Genomic DNA, 18,014 nt, shown 5'->3' with positions numbered 1-18,014 from the left:
CGGCGCGGCACGCCGGCGGGTGGGCGCCAGTCGAACCGGCGTCAGCTGCTGGACGAGCGCGTGGGCGGAATTCCTCGCACCGTACGGAAGTCCTTCAGCAGATCCAGCGCGGTCGACGGATTGGCGCTCACATACCGGCGTATTCGCGCCAGTGCCTCCAGCCGGCCGCCCACCCTCTGCTCATCGTTGAGTAGCTCCATGGCCTGCTGGTCCAGGCCGTCGTTGAACAGGGCCACCAGTGCCGCCAGATAATCGGCCCAGGCCGCGATACCTTCGGCAATTTTTGCGGCCTTCGAGTTCCTCGCGACGTTGGCCTTTCGCAGTTTGCTGGCGTAAGTCGTCAACTGTTGTTCGTCCACCTTGCCGAAAGGATGTTCATCCAATAGTCGGATAAGGCGGCCAACGCCCTTCCCGTTTTCGGGAGAGTCCGCTGCGATAATGGCGTTCCGCGCCTTCCGGCAGTTTTCAACGAGTTCTTTTGCCGCCAGACACGCGGTCACCGACGACAATCGCGGCTCGGGTTCGTTCTGCCCGATCGCCTTGATGTCGCGCGCGACTCTCGTCAACTCCCACGCCAGGCCGCCCGACAGGGCGTAGGCAAGTGCCAGGAACTGCTCAGAAAGGCCGACCACATACTCGCGCAACAGCTTTTTGGCGCTGTCGAAATCGAGGTACTCCACTCGGACCGTCTCGTGGAACACGAACGGCGGCACGGCATCCTCGGACACCGACACCAAGAACAGGCAGTTCCTCGCCGCGAAGATCGTCTTGACTTCGTCCAGGAACTCTCTGGCCTGCTCGGCTGACTTGATCCGGTCCACCTCGTCGATCTCGATGAGGACCCGCCCGCCTCCCCGCTGCCCGGCGACCGAACCCAACGTCGCCACGATATGTTCCAGAAAAGTGACAAGGTCCGCGACTACCTCCGGAAACGTCATCGGCTGGGCGGCGATCGCGATCGAACGCTTCCCGCTGAGGTCGCCGCTGACCACGGGCAACACAAGTTTTCCGGCGATCTCCGTCGTCACCGTCTGCAATTGCCGGATGCCGTCGCCACGATCCCAGCTTTCTTGGGCCAACGCCCGCAGTCGAGCAGACGTCACCCCGCCACGGCGTCCCCACCGCAACACTCGAGGTGACCGCGGGCCCTCAACCGGAGCCAACGTCGAGTACGCGTCGACGTAGCGGCGCACCTCCCTGCACACCTCGGAATAGAGGTGCAACACGAAGTCCCTCGATAGGTACCTGGCTGAGGCATCGACTCTGACGATCAGGTCAGGCGCCCGGCCGGGCTGGCTGTATCGACCGTCGCGCAGCGCCTTCATCAGGTTGGTCTTCCCGGCGCCCTGCGGTCCGACCAGGGCGATGGTGTTGCCGAACGGAGCCCTCAGCGCCTGTACCAGGTCTCCGGCGGCGGCGGTCTTCACATGACGCACCACCGGCTGCTCAGGACTATCGGACGCGCGCAACCGCACCGAGTATCGGGCGGCGTGCTCCCGGTTGAGGCGTTCCCGCAGGAACGGCAGCACACCGTGTTGCAGCAGGGCTTGTCGCCACTGCTGAAAGACGGCCATGACGTCCTGATCGGTGAGTTTCATGTCATGCATCAACTTCGCCAGGCGTTTGTCGAGCCATTTCCCCAGATAGAAAGCCAGTATACCTCCGACAACTGGAACGATGAACATCGACAGAACTCCAGCAGCCAAGTCGAGCTCATCTGGAAGCGGAGGCCACAATGTCGAGATCGCCGCAGACACCGCGCCGCCAGTCATTGCGATCGCAGGTATCACGACAGGCAAAATGAGATGAAAAAAGCTCTCAGCCAAATCTTCGGAGAATGTGTCTTCAGTAGGATTCCGGACGGCGTAGACCACCGGTGTCACCGAAATCGCGACGGTGAGGCCGATCATGAACAGGATACCGGCCCAGGAGTTCGTGAGCGCCGGGTAGGCGAGCGCCAACCACAGCGGGCTCGAGCCAAACAGCAGCCACAGGTAGAACACCGGTAGTCGCCGCCGCCAGCCGACCCGCCAATCCACTGACAGATAGCTGTTCAGGTCCTGGCTGTACCTTGAGTACTCGACAGATGCGGAGCGCAGGATACCTGCCTTGTTCAACAGGGCGGTTATCCGCAGGCCATGCGTGTTCAACTCCGGGCATATGATCAACCCGTTCTTGATCTCGGCGGAGCCCAACGCTTCTTCGAGCACCTCGTGCAACAAGCGATCGGGGTCATCCCGCCCTGCAAACCAGGGTGCCTTCTCACGCGGTTCTGACACACCCTCGCTGCTCAAGCCCACATTGGTGAACGACGTGCCGTGATATTCCCGCTCCGGCCAGGGATCCATGTCTTTATCATTGCATCGTTTGACGGGGAGAGTGAAGCCATCATACTGGGACAATCCATTGTGATCTTGACATGCCTATTCGTCCGGCCACAGCCCGGCGGGCAGGGAAAGGCCTCCCCTGTGCGGCCGCCGCACCATGAGTCCAACGCTCGCTCATCCCGCTGATCGATCGCCAACGCGGCCGGTCGGGCGATCACTCGCTTCCGCCGATGAGCGTCGCGACACGAGGTCGCACGTGGTGAGCGACTCCTGTTGATTGGTCCTTCGTCAGGTAGCCGAATCCACTGTTCAGTCTCGGATTGGTTGTTCAGCGCACTCACTTGGAAACTGGCCGTGTCCCGTCCGGGTTCAGCCCAAGGTCGTCCAGCCCACGGACTTGGTGGACACCTTGCTTTGCGGCGGACAGGAGTTCGCGGACGGCCGCGACGCTGGCAGCAGCCGCACGTCGTTGTATCGCGGGATAGTCACGTAGATCGCAGAGATGGCGGACATACTCGATGTCGGCATACCGATTGCCCCGGTCCGCCTGGTCGCGCAGTTCGTCCCACATCGACAGGTCGGCCATCCTGGATGCCGCCCGGGACTGGGCACTTCGGTCTCCGTTCGTGCTCATGCCGACGGCTATCGCGAGTGCTTCCTCTGTCTGGTTGAGCTCGTGCAGGACGTCACCGAGTTGCTCGCGGGACCGGCCAGGATCCTTGATCGCGGCGGTCTTCCAGAGGGAGACGGCCTCTCCAAGCCTGTCTTGGAGGCGGAGAATGTTGGTGAGGACCTGCAGCGAGTCGAAGTCGCCGCGCTCAGCCCGCGTCGTGAGCGTGGACAGGGTCGCCGGTGCGACGGGAAAGACCGATGCCCACCGGCGGCGAGGGATGAGCCTGGCCAGGGCGCTGAGCCAGAGCCGGTCCGCGGGCTGATAGCGCGGGCGCTGTCCGAGTTGGCGGCGCAGTATCGAGTTCTGGTGTCTCAGGACCAGGAGCTCGGCGTCCCTGCTGGTCTCACGGCGAAGCAGCGCTCCGGGAATCGAGAGCAGATGCCGGGTCACGCGGTTACAGCAGCGAGACGATCATGCAGGGATTGTCTCAACCTGACTAGCAGGCCCGTTGACCAGCAGCGATGAGTATTTGAGCGCCACAGGATCCACTCCGTTGGCATCGATCGGATCGTTGCCGAGGCGAAGGTGACCCGGGCGACGCTGTACCGGCACTTCCCTGGCAAGGGCGACCTGATCGTCTGCTAGCTGCAGGAAGCCGACCAGGCCATGCGGAGCCAGGTGGACACCATCGTGGCCCGGGGGTTGCCGGCGCCCGAGACCCTCCAGGCCATTGCCAGGTCCATCGCGGAGGGCATCCGGTCTCCCGGCTTCCGTGGCTGCGCCTTCCTCAACGCCGCGGCGGAGTATCCCGACCCGGCCCACCCCGTACACCAAGCTGTCCTCGCGCACCGCCAGTGGTTCTCGCACACGATCACCGAGGTGCTGGCCCGCATCGGGGACGCACCGGCTGAACCCGCCGCCCGGCACGTCGTCATGTTGCGAGACGGAGCGATGGCCACCGGCTGCCTGTCCGACCCCGAACCGATCTGTGACACGTTCCTCCTAGGGGTCGATGGTCTGCTACAGCTTCACGCCGCGTCCATGTCTTTGCCGGGCACGGACACGGCACAAGCCTGACCCACTGCCAAGATCGCGTGCTCAGCGTGCGAGCCGCCGCAGCGGAGCGTCGCAACGAACGCATTGTCATGCCGACGACAGGATGATGTCGACGTGATGTGGTTGAGCAATCGGCACACGCTCGGTGGGCGAACGGTTCCGACTGCCTGTGCCGCTCGAAAAGTCATCGCTGTACGTCAAGCGCCGTAGTGGTACTCGCATGCGGAGCAGTGTTCGGGGTAGGTGATATCCCGGATTGGTTAGCTCGTCACAGTTTGGTCCCGGGCTTGGTAAGGAGGTTCCGGGGGATTGGCTACTTGAGGAACTGTTAATGTGCTTTGCGGTGGCCAGAAGATTTTCGGCGATTCACCGGAAGATCTTGGTGCGCGGTGCCGTGCTCAATCCGTTATGTGGGGCCGTTCTGCTGTTCGGGTGACAGTTGGGGTTGTGCCGTAGCAATGCGGCGGATGGGCCCGACAGTGTGGCGTGCTGGACCGGATGTCGTTCTGCTCGTGTGCACCCACCAGAGTGGAATCTGTTACAGAGATTCTGATCGCCGGTGGGGTCGGTATGGTCGAGGCGTCCTGCGCGCCCGACGGGATCGGGCTCGGTGAGCTCGTCCGGATTGCCCAACGGCGTGGGCATGGCGAACAGTTCGTCGTCGTCGAGTGGTCGACGGGGTGGTGGCGTGCCCCGAATGGTACGAGCGCGTTGCACATTGCGGTGCCACGTAAGAAGCTGGCCATCACCGATTACGTGTTGTCACGGGTGATCGGCCCGCATGATGCCGGTGGTGTCACGGTTTTCGACGCTCTCGTACGGCCGATGATGGCCGGGCTGGTCGGCAAACTGGGTGAGCTGTCGAAAAGTTCAGTGGCCGAACTTGGAACGGTGTGGCCCGCGGTGGTGACGATGTTGCTCCGTGCGTTGGAAGACCGGCATTCTGTCGCACCGGACGACACCATCGCTCGGCGTAATGCCGTGATGCGTTACATAGAAATCCATCTGTCCGATCCGGCGCTGAGCCCGGACACGATCGCCGCCGCTTTGCACATGTCGCGGCGCACACTGTACAAAGTGCTCACTCCCGAGACCGCTGACGGCACAGGCGTTGCGGCGGTCATCCGTCGTGAACGGCTGGTGCGGGCGCGGCGAATCCTTGTCGATCCGGCGTACGGTGACCGCACAATCGGCCAGATCGGTGCCGATGTGGGCATTCCGTCCGCTGCCCGGTTCAGCAGGCTCTTCCGGGCCGAGTTCGGGGTGGCTCCGCGTGATCTGCGTACCCGTGAACGGTTCGCCCAGCGTGCCATTGACGATCTGTGCACCAGTCCGGCTCGTTTTGACGTTTCGTGCCCTTCTTCACCCACAACCGCCTGACAGCCGGTCTACTCGCCTGCAGCCCGGCTGCTACCGCCTCGCTTCACACAACCTCGCAGACCTAGAGGGGGAAACGCATGTCCAGTGAGAGCTCTCTGCCCAGTTACGAGGAGCTTTTCGGCGATCTGAGCTTTCGTCCGGCCGACGAGTCGCGCTCGGTGCTCTCGCCCGCCGCGTACCTGGCCGACCTGCTCGAGCTGATCGATGACAGCTTCGAGGTCTTCCCGCTGACACAGCGGCGCCCGGGCCTGCAGGGTGTGCCGCTGGACACCGAGAACACATACACCGTCGTGCCGTACCTCGACATCGTCAACGGCGTGCTCGAACCGCGAGTCGGCGAGTCCGCGGAAGCGGCCTACGAACGGCTGCGAGGTCTGCGTTTCCCGCTGAACCTGCCGTTCTCGTTGCAGGACGAACGGTTGAAGAAGTATCTCGGGCGGTTCGGGGTCACCGCCGACGAGCTCTACCGCGCGTTCGCCACGCGCCCGGACAGCGATGTGGTGACCAGGGCCTTCCTTGGTCTGTCCACAGACGACATCGACGCGGTGGTTCTGCCGGTCAGTGGTGATCCCGGGCGTTTCGCCGGTCTCCAGGACGCTGCGGAGTTCCGCCGGGCCACGACGCTCACGGCGGCCGAAGTGCGGGAGTTGCTGTACGGCAACCTCGGCGTTTCCGAGCGTGCGGCCGCCGCGGAGTTCTTCATCCACCAGGACGGTCCGCGCGTCACCCTGGACGATGCCGAGAAAACCCTGCTCTGGGGCGGAGATGGGGAAACCGTTCCCGAGGAGTGGTTCGATCGGACGGCTCGGTTCGTCAGGCTCGCCCGTAAGACCGGGCTGCGGCTGCTCGACCTCGATCTCGTGCTGCGCAGCTGCTGCGGGAACCGGATCGACCTGGCTGCGCTGCGCATCCTCGCTGCGGTCGTGTCCCTGCAGCGCCGCTTCGACCTTCCCATTGACGTGGTGTGTTCCCTTGCCGCGCCGATGACAATGCTCGGATCGGGCGACGAGGACCGCGAGCGCCACCTCTACGGCCGGGTCTTCGGCACGCCGCCCAGCTACTCCGGCGACATCCTCGCCACCTGGAACAAGGCGTACCGCGAATGGGTCGCCCGCGCGCTTTCCGTCCCTGAGAACGACATTGTCACAATCGTCACGCGGTTGCGTGCTGAGGTGCCGCAAGGTCCGTTCGGCACCGACGAGCAGAGCAAGGACCTTTCGCTGCTGCACCGGATCACCCGGTTGGCCGCGGCCCTCGACATTCCGGTCAGCGAGCTGTTCGGCGTGTTCGACGCGATCGAGAGCGACCCGGCGATCCTGACGCATCCGTTGCCGTTCGGCACGGCCACCCAGAGCATGGACCTTTTCGGGATCCTCGCCGGCACCGATGCCGGCTCGCGGCTGTGGCTGGTCCAGTTGCTCGACGTGATCGTCACGTGGATGACGACCTACGGTTTCGGCGCTCAGGAACTGATTCAACTGCTTGGGGGTGCCGCGGCGAAGGTGAGCGAACAGGACACCGCGCAGCAGGCCGAGGTCGTGGCGAACCTGCGGCGGGAGTTCCGGAACGTCGGTATGGACCGGGACGTGTTCGTCTCCGAGCGGTTCTCGCGGCGGGCGGCCGAGATCATCCACGACGTGCTCACCACGCGCGACGACGGTGTGGTCTCCGGACTTCACCCACGGCTGCTGCGAGTGGACCGGCCGACGGCGAAATCCGCCGCCTACGACGCGCTCGTGCGACTGTCCGGGATCACCGACGAGGACTTCACCGGCCTCGGACTCGACGAACGGCTCACCGCGAAGATATTCACCAACCTGGTTCTCGCCGGGTACGTCGACGCCGACGGCGTGCTGGCCGAAAACCGGCTGCCCAGTACCGACTTCCGGCTGGCGACCGACTTCGAACCGTACCGCGCATCGCTGTTCATGCTGTTCAGCGACGCGGCCGCGGCCGAAGTCGGGGCGGTGTTCCCGTCGGATCTCGAGCAGCTCGGCGACCTGACTGCCGAGACGCTGGCCGAACTGTACGACAACCTGATCCACAACCTGCACATCGACGCCGAGGGCAAGATCCTGGCGCCGGACTTCTTCGCCGTGCCCGAGAACATCCTGGACTTCACCGTCAACACCTGCCTGGACGAGCTGACGCCGGCCGTGTCGGACCGGCTGCACGAGCGGGCACGGCTCTTCGGCGAACAGGTCATCGCGCTCGACCCGGACTCGTTCGCCTCGCTGGACTTCACCGACGCGCAGCTGACCGACCTGCTGGAGTCGTTGCGGTTCAACGGATATGTCAACAAGGACGGAAACTTCACCGACCCGGTCGCGATGCTGGGCCTCGGCCTGGCCGACTTCGGTGTCGCTCTGGAGTTCTACCCGCGTCGCCGCGCGATCCTGGAGGCGATGCAGGTCCGGCTGCAGACTGCCAGGACCCAGTGGAACACCTTCGTTCCCGAGGACTTCCAGGACATCGCCGATCGGGCCGTGGCCCAGACCGTCGCCCGTCTGCTCGACGGTACCTACCTGGTCGACGACCACGTGCCGGAGGACCTGCGGGCACTGCTGTCGCAACCGGCCCCCGGCCTGCGGGTCGGCCCCGGGTTCACGGCGGGCGAGGAAGCCATGGTCTTCCAGCAGCTCGCCGCGATCCTCCGCGAGCAGCAGGCCTACCAGCTGGACTTCACGGCGCTGGCAGAGCTCGGGTTCACCGATGAGGAGAGCCTCGGGCTCGCCGAGCTGCTCGTCGACAACCGTCACCTGACCGACGAGTTCACGGTGCCCGCCGGTCGCCTCGGCTGGTTCGGCAACGTCCACAATGCACTGAAGTTCACCGTGCCCGGCTACGAGGACTACGGCAAGGAAGTGTTCTTCCTGCTGCACAAGGTGGCCATGGCGACGACGGCCGGGATCGCCGAGATCGTCGGCGTCGTCGCCGACCTGGAACAACGGCAGCGGGAAACCCTGTTCAGCGTTCTGCAGGACGCGTTCGGCGTGCCGGCGGCAACGGTCGAAGCGATCTGCACCGAGGTGGCCGGTGGCGCAGCCGAGGCTCTCGACCTTCTGGTCGCGCCGGTCCTGCTCGCCGAGGACACCGTCAAGGACGTGCACTTCCTGCTCGCGTACCGGCGGATCCGCAGGTTCTCGATGCTCGCCGGCAAACTGGCGCTCGAGCCGGCGGAGGTCAGCGTCGCGTTCCACGACCAGGATCTGGCCGGAAAGTACCCTGAGACGCTGGTCCTTCCGCCGGGCGTCGAGGCGTTCGACGCTCTGCTCGAAGACTGGGACGGCAGTGTCTACCTGTTCGGGGAGCAGGGCTACTGGGCCTACGCACCGAAGACCCGCGCACTGGTCAGCCCGGTGGCCAAACCGCTGGCCGAGCTGTCGAGCCGGTTCACCGGCCTGGTGAGGATCGATGCGGCCTTCACCGACAACATCGGCACCGGGTGGATCATCGGCCGGGACGGCAAGGGCGGCTCCCACGCGTTCACCAAGGACCGTGACAGTCTCGTGTGGACACGACGGGAGCAGGTCTGGGGCAAGATCGCGAACAACTTCACCGACCTGGCCCGGATCGACGCCGCCTTCACCGACGACGAGGGGCGCACCTACCTGTTCTGCGGCAACCAGTACGTCCGCTACTCGGGCGCCGACTACACCCAGGTCGACGAGGGCTATCCGCGGACGCTGGGGGAGTGGCGCGAGGACGAGGGCCCGCACGTCCGGCTGGCGGTGAACTTCCAGTTCGCCCTCGACGCGGCCTTCCAAAGTGGCGACGGCAAGGTCCACCTGTTCAAGGAGCACAGCTACCTTCAGGTCGGATCCCCGCAACGCCCGATCACCGAGGTCTGGGGGCGCGTACGCGACTCGTTCAGCCAGGCCACCGGCATCGACGCCGCCTACGTGGACAAGTCCGCGGTCGTCCTGTTCGCCGGTAACCAGCTCGTCCAGGTGACCGGCGGTATCGAGAACCCCGGTGTGCTGGCCGACGACGGTTGCCTGCAACGGATCGAGTCGCGCCTGGGTGACGTGCCATCGGAGTTCGAGGGCGGGGTCGACGCCGCCCTGGTTGACGGATCTGATGTCGTGCACCTGTTCAAGGGCAACATGACCGTTGCCCTGACCGGCGACCGCAAAGCGACCCCGACGGCCCGCAAGTGGGGAGTGCTCACGCCTGTCCTGCCGGACGGCATTGTGGACGCCGCGTTCGTGGGCTTGGACGGCAAGACCTACATCTTCAGTGGGAACAGGTACATTCGTTACTCCGGCGCCGACTACACCACGGTCGACGTGGGTTACCCGCGTACGATCGCCGGCGACTGGGGCGGACTGACTCGGGTCGACGCGGCGTTCGTCCTGGACAACCGGACCTACCTGGTCGGCACGGCCGCCGAGGACGGGCCGGGCACGTACGTCCGATACTCCACAAAGGACTACAAGGCCCCGGACGAGGGCTACCCCAAGGCGATGCCGGACAGCTGGTGGAGCCTGCCGGCGTGGCCTGCCCCCGACAGTCCGGGGTTCACCGTGATCGACACCGTCCTGACCGGGCGTGACGGTCTGATGTATCTGTTCTCCGGCCAGGACTTCATCACCTTTGATGCCAGGCATCGCTGGTGGTCGCAGCCGCGCAGGCTGGCGGAGCACTGGGACAGCATCCCGTTCGACCGGGTCGAGGCCGCTTTCCTGGGCAGCGACGGCAGGACCTATGTGTTCTCCGGTGGAAAGTACGTGCGTTACTCCAGCGCCGACTACACCGCGGCCGACGACCAGCCGGCTCCGGTCGGCACCTTCTGGGGCAAGGTCGTCAACAACATCACGCGTACCGGCAAAGTCGATGCGACACTCGTCGTCAACTCGCCCGAGCGTCACACGTACCTCTTCTCCGGCAATCAGTACGTCCGTTACACCGGCGACAACCTGGCGGAGATCGACAGCGGCTACCCGAAACTGCTCTCGTCGCTCAAGGACGAGCCACGGCTGATCAAGCTCTCCGTCTCCATCGACCACGTCGACGCCGCTTTCTCCGACCAACGCAACGTGTACCTCTTCTCAGGCAAGCAATGTCACGTGGTGTCGGACACTGCCTACCGGCGGTACGACGATCTGGCGAGCGCCGGCTGTGTCCTGCTTGAGGACGGCTCGCTCGTACTGGAGCAGGGCGGCGAATGGCTCCGATGCGGCTCGATCGAGGGCACCGAGGTCACGAGGACAAGAATCCGGCCACGAACGCTTCGTACTGTTCCCAAGGAGTTCCGTAACGGCCTGGACGCGGTACTGTCCGGCCCCGACGGGAACACCTACCTGTTCCAGGGCACCCAGTGCTTCGACAAGCAGCTCAACCGTGCCTACCCGCTGGCCGAGGAGTGGGGGCGGCCGCGCAACACCGTCTACCACAACAACCGTGTCGATGCCGCGATGGTCGGGCGGGACGGCAGGACTTATGTGTTCACCGACGACCAGTTCGTGGTATACGAAGGTTCGGCCTACGACGGCGACATCGTCGGCGAGCCGCGATCCATCAAGGAACACTGGACGGGCCTTGCGACAGTGACCCTCGCCTACGTCCAGGACGAGAAGACCTACCTGTTCGAGAAACCGGCGCAGGACGGCACCATCCGCTACGTCGTGTACTCCGGTACCGACTACAGCGGCCCCGGCGAGCCCGGTATCACCGACTCGGGTTTCTGGCAGATCCCGGCCGAACAGCGGCCGGCCGGCTTCGTCGCCCCGGATGCCGTGCTGTTCGAGGGCGACACGATGTTGCTGCTCACCGGCAAGGAGTGCGTCCAGTACAACGAGAGCACCCGGAAGTGGTCCTACCCGAGGCTGATCAACCGGCTCTGGCGGGGGATCGGCCAGGACGACGATACGATCACCGCCGCGTTCACCGGTGTGGACGGCGCGTCCTACTTCTTCTTCCAGGACGAGTTCACCAGGTACCACGAGCGCGCGTTCACCCAACGGCAGCAGATCCGCGACGTGTGGGCCCGGCCGCGCAACGAGTTCGCCAAACGGGACGGCAGCGGCCGCGTCGATGCGGCTGTGGTGGCCGGTGGCCGGACGTTCCTGTTCTCCGGCACCCAGTACGTGCGCTACTCAGGTTCCACCTACCAGTGGACCGATCCGGGCTACCCCAAGCAGATCGCCCGCAACCTCCGCAAGGAGGAGATGTTCGCGGCGCTGCCGGAGACGTTCGAGGAGGTGCTCGCGGACCGGATCGCGGAGGACGCGCCCGCGCTGATCGACGGCGTGGTCGCCAACGACCGAACCGTCTACGTGTTCGTCGGCTCCAGCTGCCATGTGGCGTCCAGGGCGCTGACCGCCACGCTCGACGTCGGCTCGCTTGGCCGTATCCGCAACAACATCGCCGAGGGCGGCAAGGTTGACGCAGCCCTGGTCAACGGCGAACACACGTTACTGTTCTCCGGCGACCAGTACGTGCGCTACACGGGTACCGACTATGACTATGTCGACGACGGATACCCACGCACGCTGGAATCCGGACTGTCCGCCGAACTCGGCATCGGTGCGCTGCCCGACGAGTTCAAGGATGGGATCGACGCCGCCTTCCGCAGCGTCGACGGTATGACGTACCTGTTCGCGGGCAAGCACTATCTGCGTGGCGACACTGCCGCGCCTGCGCCGATCGCCGGGCAATGGGGCAAGGTGCGCAACGACTTCGCCGATGGCTCGAACGCTATCGACGCCGCGTTCGTGGCCCCTGCCGGTGAGCTGTACGCCTTCCGCGGTGGCCAGTATCTCCGTTACCGCGCAGGCGAGTTCACCACGGCCGACGAAGGCTATCCGCGCACCATCAAGGATGACTGGGGGAATCTGCCCGCGTCGTTCGAGGCGTCGATCACCGGCGCGTTCGGCTTCGAGGGCCGGACCTATCTGGTGCGGGGCAACGAGTACGTCCGTTACACCGCCGGCCGCTACCACGAGATCGACCGTACGTACCCACAGACGTTCCGTCAGCGGTGGTCGGACTGCGGTGACTACCGGCTCACGGACGTGGCCACGATCACCCGGTTCGTCGACCTTGCCCGGTCACGCCCGGCCGGCCTCGTGGACCTGCTGCACATCGGCGCCGACGACCCGTTCGAGGTGCTCGCCGGGATCTTCGGCTGGGATGTCGACGAGCTGAGGTGGGTCAAACGCAACGGTGGTTTCCTGCCCGCCGGCCACGACCAGGAGCACCGGTTCGAGATCGAGTTCCTACTCAAGGCACGTGAGCTGTTCGAACTGGCCGGAAAGCTGGGTACCGGGCCGTCCCGCGTGTTCGGCGAGATCTGGTCGCGTGTCCACAACGGCCAGGACGGAGGCCTGGAACAGGCGGCCTCCGTGCTGTACGAGCTGCTCGAACGGCAGCACACCGCCGAGGAATGGCCGGTGCTCTCCGGGCAGCTGCACGACGAGCTGAACATGGCCAAACGCGACGCTCTGGTCGCGGCCGTGCTCGCCGACCCGTCGCAGCCCGGCCTGGTCACCACTCGCGACCTGTTCGAGCAGCTGCTGATCGACGTGGACATGGGCGGTGAGGCGCGTACCTCCAAGGTCCGGGAGGCGATCGCCGCGGTCCAGCTGTACCTGCACCGCTACCTGCTCAACCTGGAGCAGGCCACAGTCGAGACCGGCGCGGACGAGCAGGCCACGAAGCAGCGGCTGAAGCGGTGGTGGACCTGGATGCGGGCCTACCGCACCTGGGAGGCCAACCGGAAGGTGTTCCTGTACCCGGAGAACTACCTGCGGCCCGAGCTGCGTGACCTGAAGTCCTCGGCGTTCCGGCAGCTCGAGGACGATCTGCTGCAGGGCGAGATCACCGATGACGCCGTCGTGCGGGCGTACAGGAAGTATCTCGACGAGTACACCGAGGTGTCCCGGCTGGCCATCGCCGGCGGCTACGTCCACCCCACCGGGGACGACGACCCGTCAGGCCGCGACCTGGTCCTGTTCGCAACGACCAGGACGGACCCGAGGCGGTACTACTGGCGGCGGGCGGAACTACGCGGAACCGAGCGCGTGTCGACCACCTGGGAGCCCTGGGAGCAGGTCAACGTCCAGATCGACGCGGACGAGGTGGCCCCGATCCACGCGTTCGGCCGGGTGTTCGTGTTCTGGGCGACGGCCGACTCGACAGCCCCGTCCGGATCCACGACGTCCGTCGTCGCGGTCAAGGACGGCGACAGCCAGCGGGTGTCCACGACGGCCGCGACCAACCGCGTCAAGATCTGCTACTCGTTCTGCGACCTCAACGGCCAGTGGCTGCCGGTGCAGAGCAGGGTCGTGGACTCCGGGCTGAGCGGCGCGATCAGCGAGCTGAAGGTGGCCGTGGAGCTGGGGCAGTCCTCGGCCGATGGGCACGAGGCCATCCAGGTCACCTGCTCCTACGTCGACATCGTGACCCACCCACGGACCGTCACGACCCGGTTCACCACGCGGTTCGCGTTGCCGCCGGAGCTCTCCCCGATCCCGATCGGGGAGACCAGGGAGAAGGTTCTCGGCGAGGTCGCCCAGGACCAGGACAAGGCGTTGCTGCGCAAGGAGCTCCTCGACGACGCGCCGGGTAACCACAGCACCGAGGCCCGGATCGTCACGTTCAACAGCACCGAGGGGGACGGCGACTGGTTCAGCCTCGACCATCGCGGCGGCAGTTTCCTGTTCCGGCCGGGTGTGATCGGTGCCGGCGAGGCAGTCGAGTCGTTCTCGCTGAAGAAGGACAACGTCGGGCTGCCCAAGTGGAGCCATGTCGACGCGGCGGTCGAACTGCCGGGCGGGACCAGGCTGTTCTTCCAGAACGGGCCGTCGACCCCGCGCTACCTCGTCGTGCCCAAGTCCACGGACCCGGACGCCAGGGACAGCACCGAGGATGAGGACAACGCCGAGATCGAGGACACCGGCAGCCTCGGCGGTCTCGGCAGTCAAATCGGCCACATCGGCCACGGCGGCCGCGGTTGGGATCGGGGCGGCAAGCCAGGGCCGGACACTGGCCCGGTCAGGAAGACAACCCGGCCACAGCCGATCAGCAAGCGCTGGAATCTGCCGACGGTGACCGCGGCGTACGTCGCCAACGACGCCTTGTACCTCATCAGCGGCAAGACACTGACGCGTTTCGCCATCGTGGACGGCGAGGTGGCGCGGGAGGCCGACCAGGGTTTCCCGGTGGAGTTGCCGCACACCGTCGACGCGGTCTTCCAGCGAGATGACGCCCTTTACGTGTTCGACAGGGGGGAGTACGCCCGCATCGACCGTTCCGTCGAGCTGCACCACAGTCTGTTGACCTGGCAGAAGATGGAGGGCGGCTGGGGCGGCCTGCCGCGGGGCTTCGACGTGCGGTTCGACTCCGTGCTGGACGGCGGCACGCAGCTGTATCTCTTCTACGGCAGTGAATACGTCCAGTACGCGAAGCACGTCCCGGTCCCACGCCCGTACAACCGGGCGACCCAGCCGTACGAGGTCGTCCGCCTCACCACCAGCACCGCGCACAAACTCAACGAGAAGCTGCTGATCGGCGGGGTTTCCGCGTTGCTCGACCCGCGCACCCAGGAGTTCGACGAGGTTCCCGCGTGCAGCACGAAGTTCTCCGGCGAGACCACGATCCATGTCCGCAGCACCCGCGTGACCGAGGACCGGCTGCCGGCCAGTACGCACCTGGACTTCGACAGCGCCAACGGGATCTACTACTGGGAGATCTTCTTTCACGCCCCGCTGCTCATCGCGCAGGCGCTCAACAAGGCGCAGCGGTTCGAGGCCGCGCGGCAGTGGTACGAGGCCGTCTTCGACCCCACCGAGACCACGAGCTACTGGCGATTCCTGCCGTTCCTCGCCGTGGATCCGGAGGCACTGGCGGACGGCTGCCTGGATGACCTGAAGGCACTCGAGCGGTCGGCGGACTCCAAGACGCTGGGCAAGGCGCATCTCGCCGCCGAGGACATGAGAGGCCTGGTCAATCCGTTGCTGGCGAAGGCCGGCCGGCTCGTAGGGGTGTTCCGCCGGTACAGCAGGCTCGACGACGACCTCGCCGCCGATCTTGCGGCGCTCGCGTCGTCCACAGTGCACACCGAGATCGAGCGGCGGATGCTCGGCCTGCCCGGCACCGTCGGCAGGCAAACACTCGGCACGCTCAACGGCCTGCGGGAGAAGACCGCGATCATCGCCGGGCTACGGCGGCAGTACTACCTGCTCGGCGACCCGGACAAGCTCGTCGGGGCCTACCAGGACGACCCGTTCGACCCGCACGCGATCGCCGGGTGGCGTCCGGTGGCGTACCGCCGGTCGGTCGTGATGGCCTACATCGACAACCTGCTCGACTGGGGCGACATGCTGTTCCGCCAGTACACCCCGGAAAGCATCGACGAGGCCCGGATGCTCTACGTCCTGGCGTACGACCTGCTCGGGGCCCGGCCGGAGGCACTGGGCACGCGGCTGCTGCCGGCGCCGCGTGGTCACGGCGGGTTCGAACCCGGTGAGCTCGACCCGAGAGTCGTGCTCACCGGTGACGGTGTCCTGCTGGAAGGCGAGGGTTCGGTCCACCGCGGCGTGGGCAACGAGTACTTCACCGTTCCCGGCAACTCGATGTTCGCCGAGTACTGGGTCCGGGTGGAGGACCGGCTGCGCAAGATCCGGCTGTCCCAGAACTTCCTCGGGATCAGCCAGCCCGTGCCGCTGTTCGCGCCGCCGATCGACCCGATGGCACTGGTCGAGGGGGTCGCGTCCGGTGCGGGGCTGGACCAGATCACCGCGAGCGCGGCCGCGCCGGTGCCGCAGTACCGGTTCAGTTTCCTGTTCCGGCAGGCGCAGGCACTTGTCGACCGGGTGCGTCAGCTGGGTGGTGACCTGATCGGCGCACTGGAGAAGCGGGACGCCGAGGAGCTCAACCTGCTGCAGAACCGGCAGGAGGCCACGATCCTGGACATGACCCGGGCCATCAAGGACGCCGAGGTCAAGGCCGCGCGGGAGAACCTGGCCGAGCTCAGGACCGGGCAGGAGGCCGCGGGCGGCCGGGTGAAGTACTACCAGGGGCTCGTCGACGAAGGGCTCACCGACCTGGAGGTGGCCCAGATCGCGTCGCTGGCCACGGCCGGCGCGGCGCACCTGTACTCCAGTGCCAACAAGATCGGTGCGGCGTTCGCCTACGGCATGCCGCAGGCGCTGATCGGCCCGTTCATCATGGGCACGGAGATGGGCGGCAAGCAGGCCGGCAAGGTGTTCGACAAGTCGTCGGAGATCTGGGAGTCGATCGGCGAGAGCTTCAGCATCATCGGCGAACTGCTCGGTGTCACCGCCGCGCACCAACGGTCCATGGGCGAGTGGACCGACCAGCTGCGCGAGGCCAAGAGCACCGTGGTGCAGATCGGCCACCAGGTGGCCAGCGCGGAGCAGCAACTGGCGATGGCCGAACGGGAACGGGACATCCTCCTGCAGGACATCGCGCACAAGCAGGCCGTCGCGTCGTTCCTGAAGGACAAGTTCGGCACCGCACAGCTGTACTCGTGGATGTCCGGCCGGCTCGGGGAGGCGTACTTCCAGGCCTACAACCTGGCCTACGACATGGCCAGGTCGGCCGAGCGGGCATTCCAGTTCGAGCGTGGACTCGATGAGGCGGACGTGCGCCACATCCGGCCGCAGTACTGGGAAAGCCGGCACAACGGGCTGCTCGCCGCGGAAACCCTGGGGCTGGACCTGGAGCGGATGGGCAGGGCGTTCCTCGACGCGGACAGCCGGGGCATGCAGATCACCAGGCAGGTGTCGCTGCTGGAGCTCGACCCGGTCGCGCTGCTGCGGCTCAAGACCGGCGGCAAGTGCGAGATCGCGCTGACCGAGGCGATGTTCGACCGTGACTTCCCAGGGCACTACCGCAGGCAGATCCGGACCGTCTCGGTCACGTTCGCCAACACCGACGGCGAACGGCTCGGTCTCAACGCGACACTCAGCCAGCTCGGTCACCGGACTGTGATGGCGCCGGACGCCAAGGCGGTGCGGCACCTGCTCGACCCGAAGGGCCCGGCTCCCGCGACCGTACGCGCCGACTGGCGGGCCAGCCAGCGAATCGCACTGTCGCAGGTGGACCAGTATGCGGAGAACAACGGCCTGTTCGAACTGCGTTACGACGACGACAAGTACCTGCCGTTCGAGGGCACCGGCGCGGTCTCCACGTGGCGGCTGGAGCTGACCGGGCGATGCCCCGAGGACCTGCTCGACGTGGTGTTCACCGTGAAGTACACGGCCCAGGCCGGCGACTCGGTGTTCACCAACGCGGTGCGGGGCGTGCTCAAGCCGTACCCGGCCGCGCGGTTGTTCGACGTGGCCGGCGAGTTCCCCGCGGAGTGGACGCGGTTTCTGACCGGCGGCGACCCGGAGCTCCGGTTGCCGATCACGCCGGATCTGCTGCCCGGCATGGTGAGCCGCCAGATCACCGGCATCTATCCGAAGTACCAGGGCGCCGGGCGGTTCGTACTCGGCGGGGACGCCAAGTTCGCGCTGAACAACGGGCAGTTGCTGCCGACTCCCGGGCTTTCGTTGCCCGGCAACGGCGATGCGGGGCTGGCCTTGCGATTCGACGGTGACAGGACGGCCTTGACCGGTCTGGGTCTCGTCCTGACCTATAAGTCCGGCAACTGAAGCTGCGGAGAGGAC

At 65.9% G+C, this 18,014-nt stretch carries 5 protein-coding genes and 1 pseudogene; 4 read left to right on the top strand and 2 right to left on the bottom strand.

Features of this window, described 5'->3' with window-relative positions:
• Positions 1-41: 41 nt before the first annotated feature.
• Positions 42-2,348, bottom strand: a complete 2,307-nt coding sequence (locus tag JOF56_RS47000) for a hypothetical protein (protein WP_209645988.1) — start codon at positions 2,346-2,348, stop codon at positions 42-44.
• A gap of 316 nt (positions 2,349-2,664) precedes the next feature.
• Positions 2,665-3,390 (bottom strand): hypothetical protein, encoded by a 726-nt coding sequence (locus JOF56_RS46995; protein WP_209645987.1) that lies wholly within the window; start codon positions 3,388-3,390, stop codon positions 2,665-2,667.
• An 87-nt stretch (positions 3,391-3,477) separates the two neighbouring features.
• Here JOF56_RS46995 and JOF56_RS60940 point away from each other — a divergent pair.
• The 4 genes and pseudogenes from JOF56_RS60940 to JOF56_RS46980 form a co-directional block, all read left to right on the top strand.
• Positions 3,478-3,585: pseudogene (locus JOF56_RS60940) on the top strand (helix-turn-helix domain-containing protein); the annotation flags it as partial.
• Positions 3,586-3,606: 21 nt separating this feature from the next.
• The gene (locus JOF56_RS46990; RefSeq protein WP_372448323.1) at positions 3,607-4,017 is read left to right on the top strand and encodes a TetR family transcriptional regulator C-terminal domain-containing protein; all 411 of its coding nucleotides are present in this window, start codon (positions 3,607-3,609) and stop codon (positions 4,015-4,017) included.
• A 507-nt stretch (positions 4,018-4,524) separates the two neighbouring features.
• Positions 4,525-5,376 (top strand): helix-turn-helix domain-containing protein, encoded by an 852-nt coding sequence (locus JOF56_RS60475; RefSeq protein ID WP_209645986.1) that lies wholly within the window; start codon positions 4,525-4,527, stop codon positions 5,374-5,376.
• A gap of 77 nt (positions 5,377-5,453) precedes the next feature.
• Entirely contained in the window at positions 5,454-17,999 is a 12,546-nt protein-coding gene (locus JOF56_RS46980; protein ID WP_209645985.1) for a Tc toxin subunit A-related protein, read from the top strand.
• Positions 18,000-18,014: the final 15 nt, after the last annotated feature.

This window comes from Kibdelosporangium banguiense (genome assembly GCF_017876405.1).
GTDB lineage: Bacteria > Actinomycetota > Actinomycetes > Mycobacteriales > Pseudonocardiaceae > Kibdelosporangium > Kibdelosporangium banguiense.
Note: the sequence above shows the minus strand (reverse complement) of the source record. Positions and strands in the feature narration are given on the sequence as shown.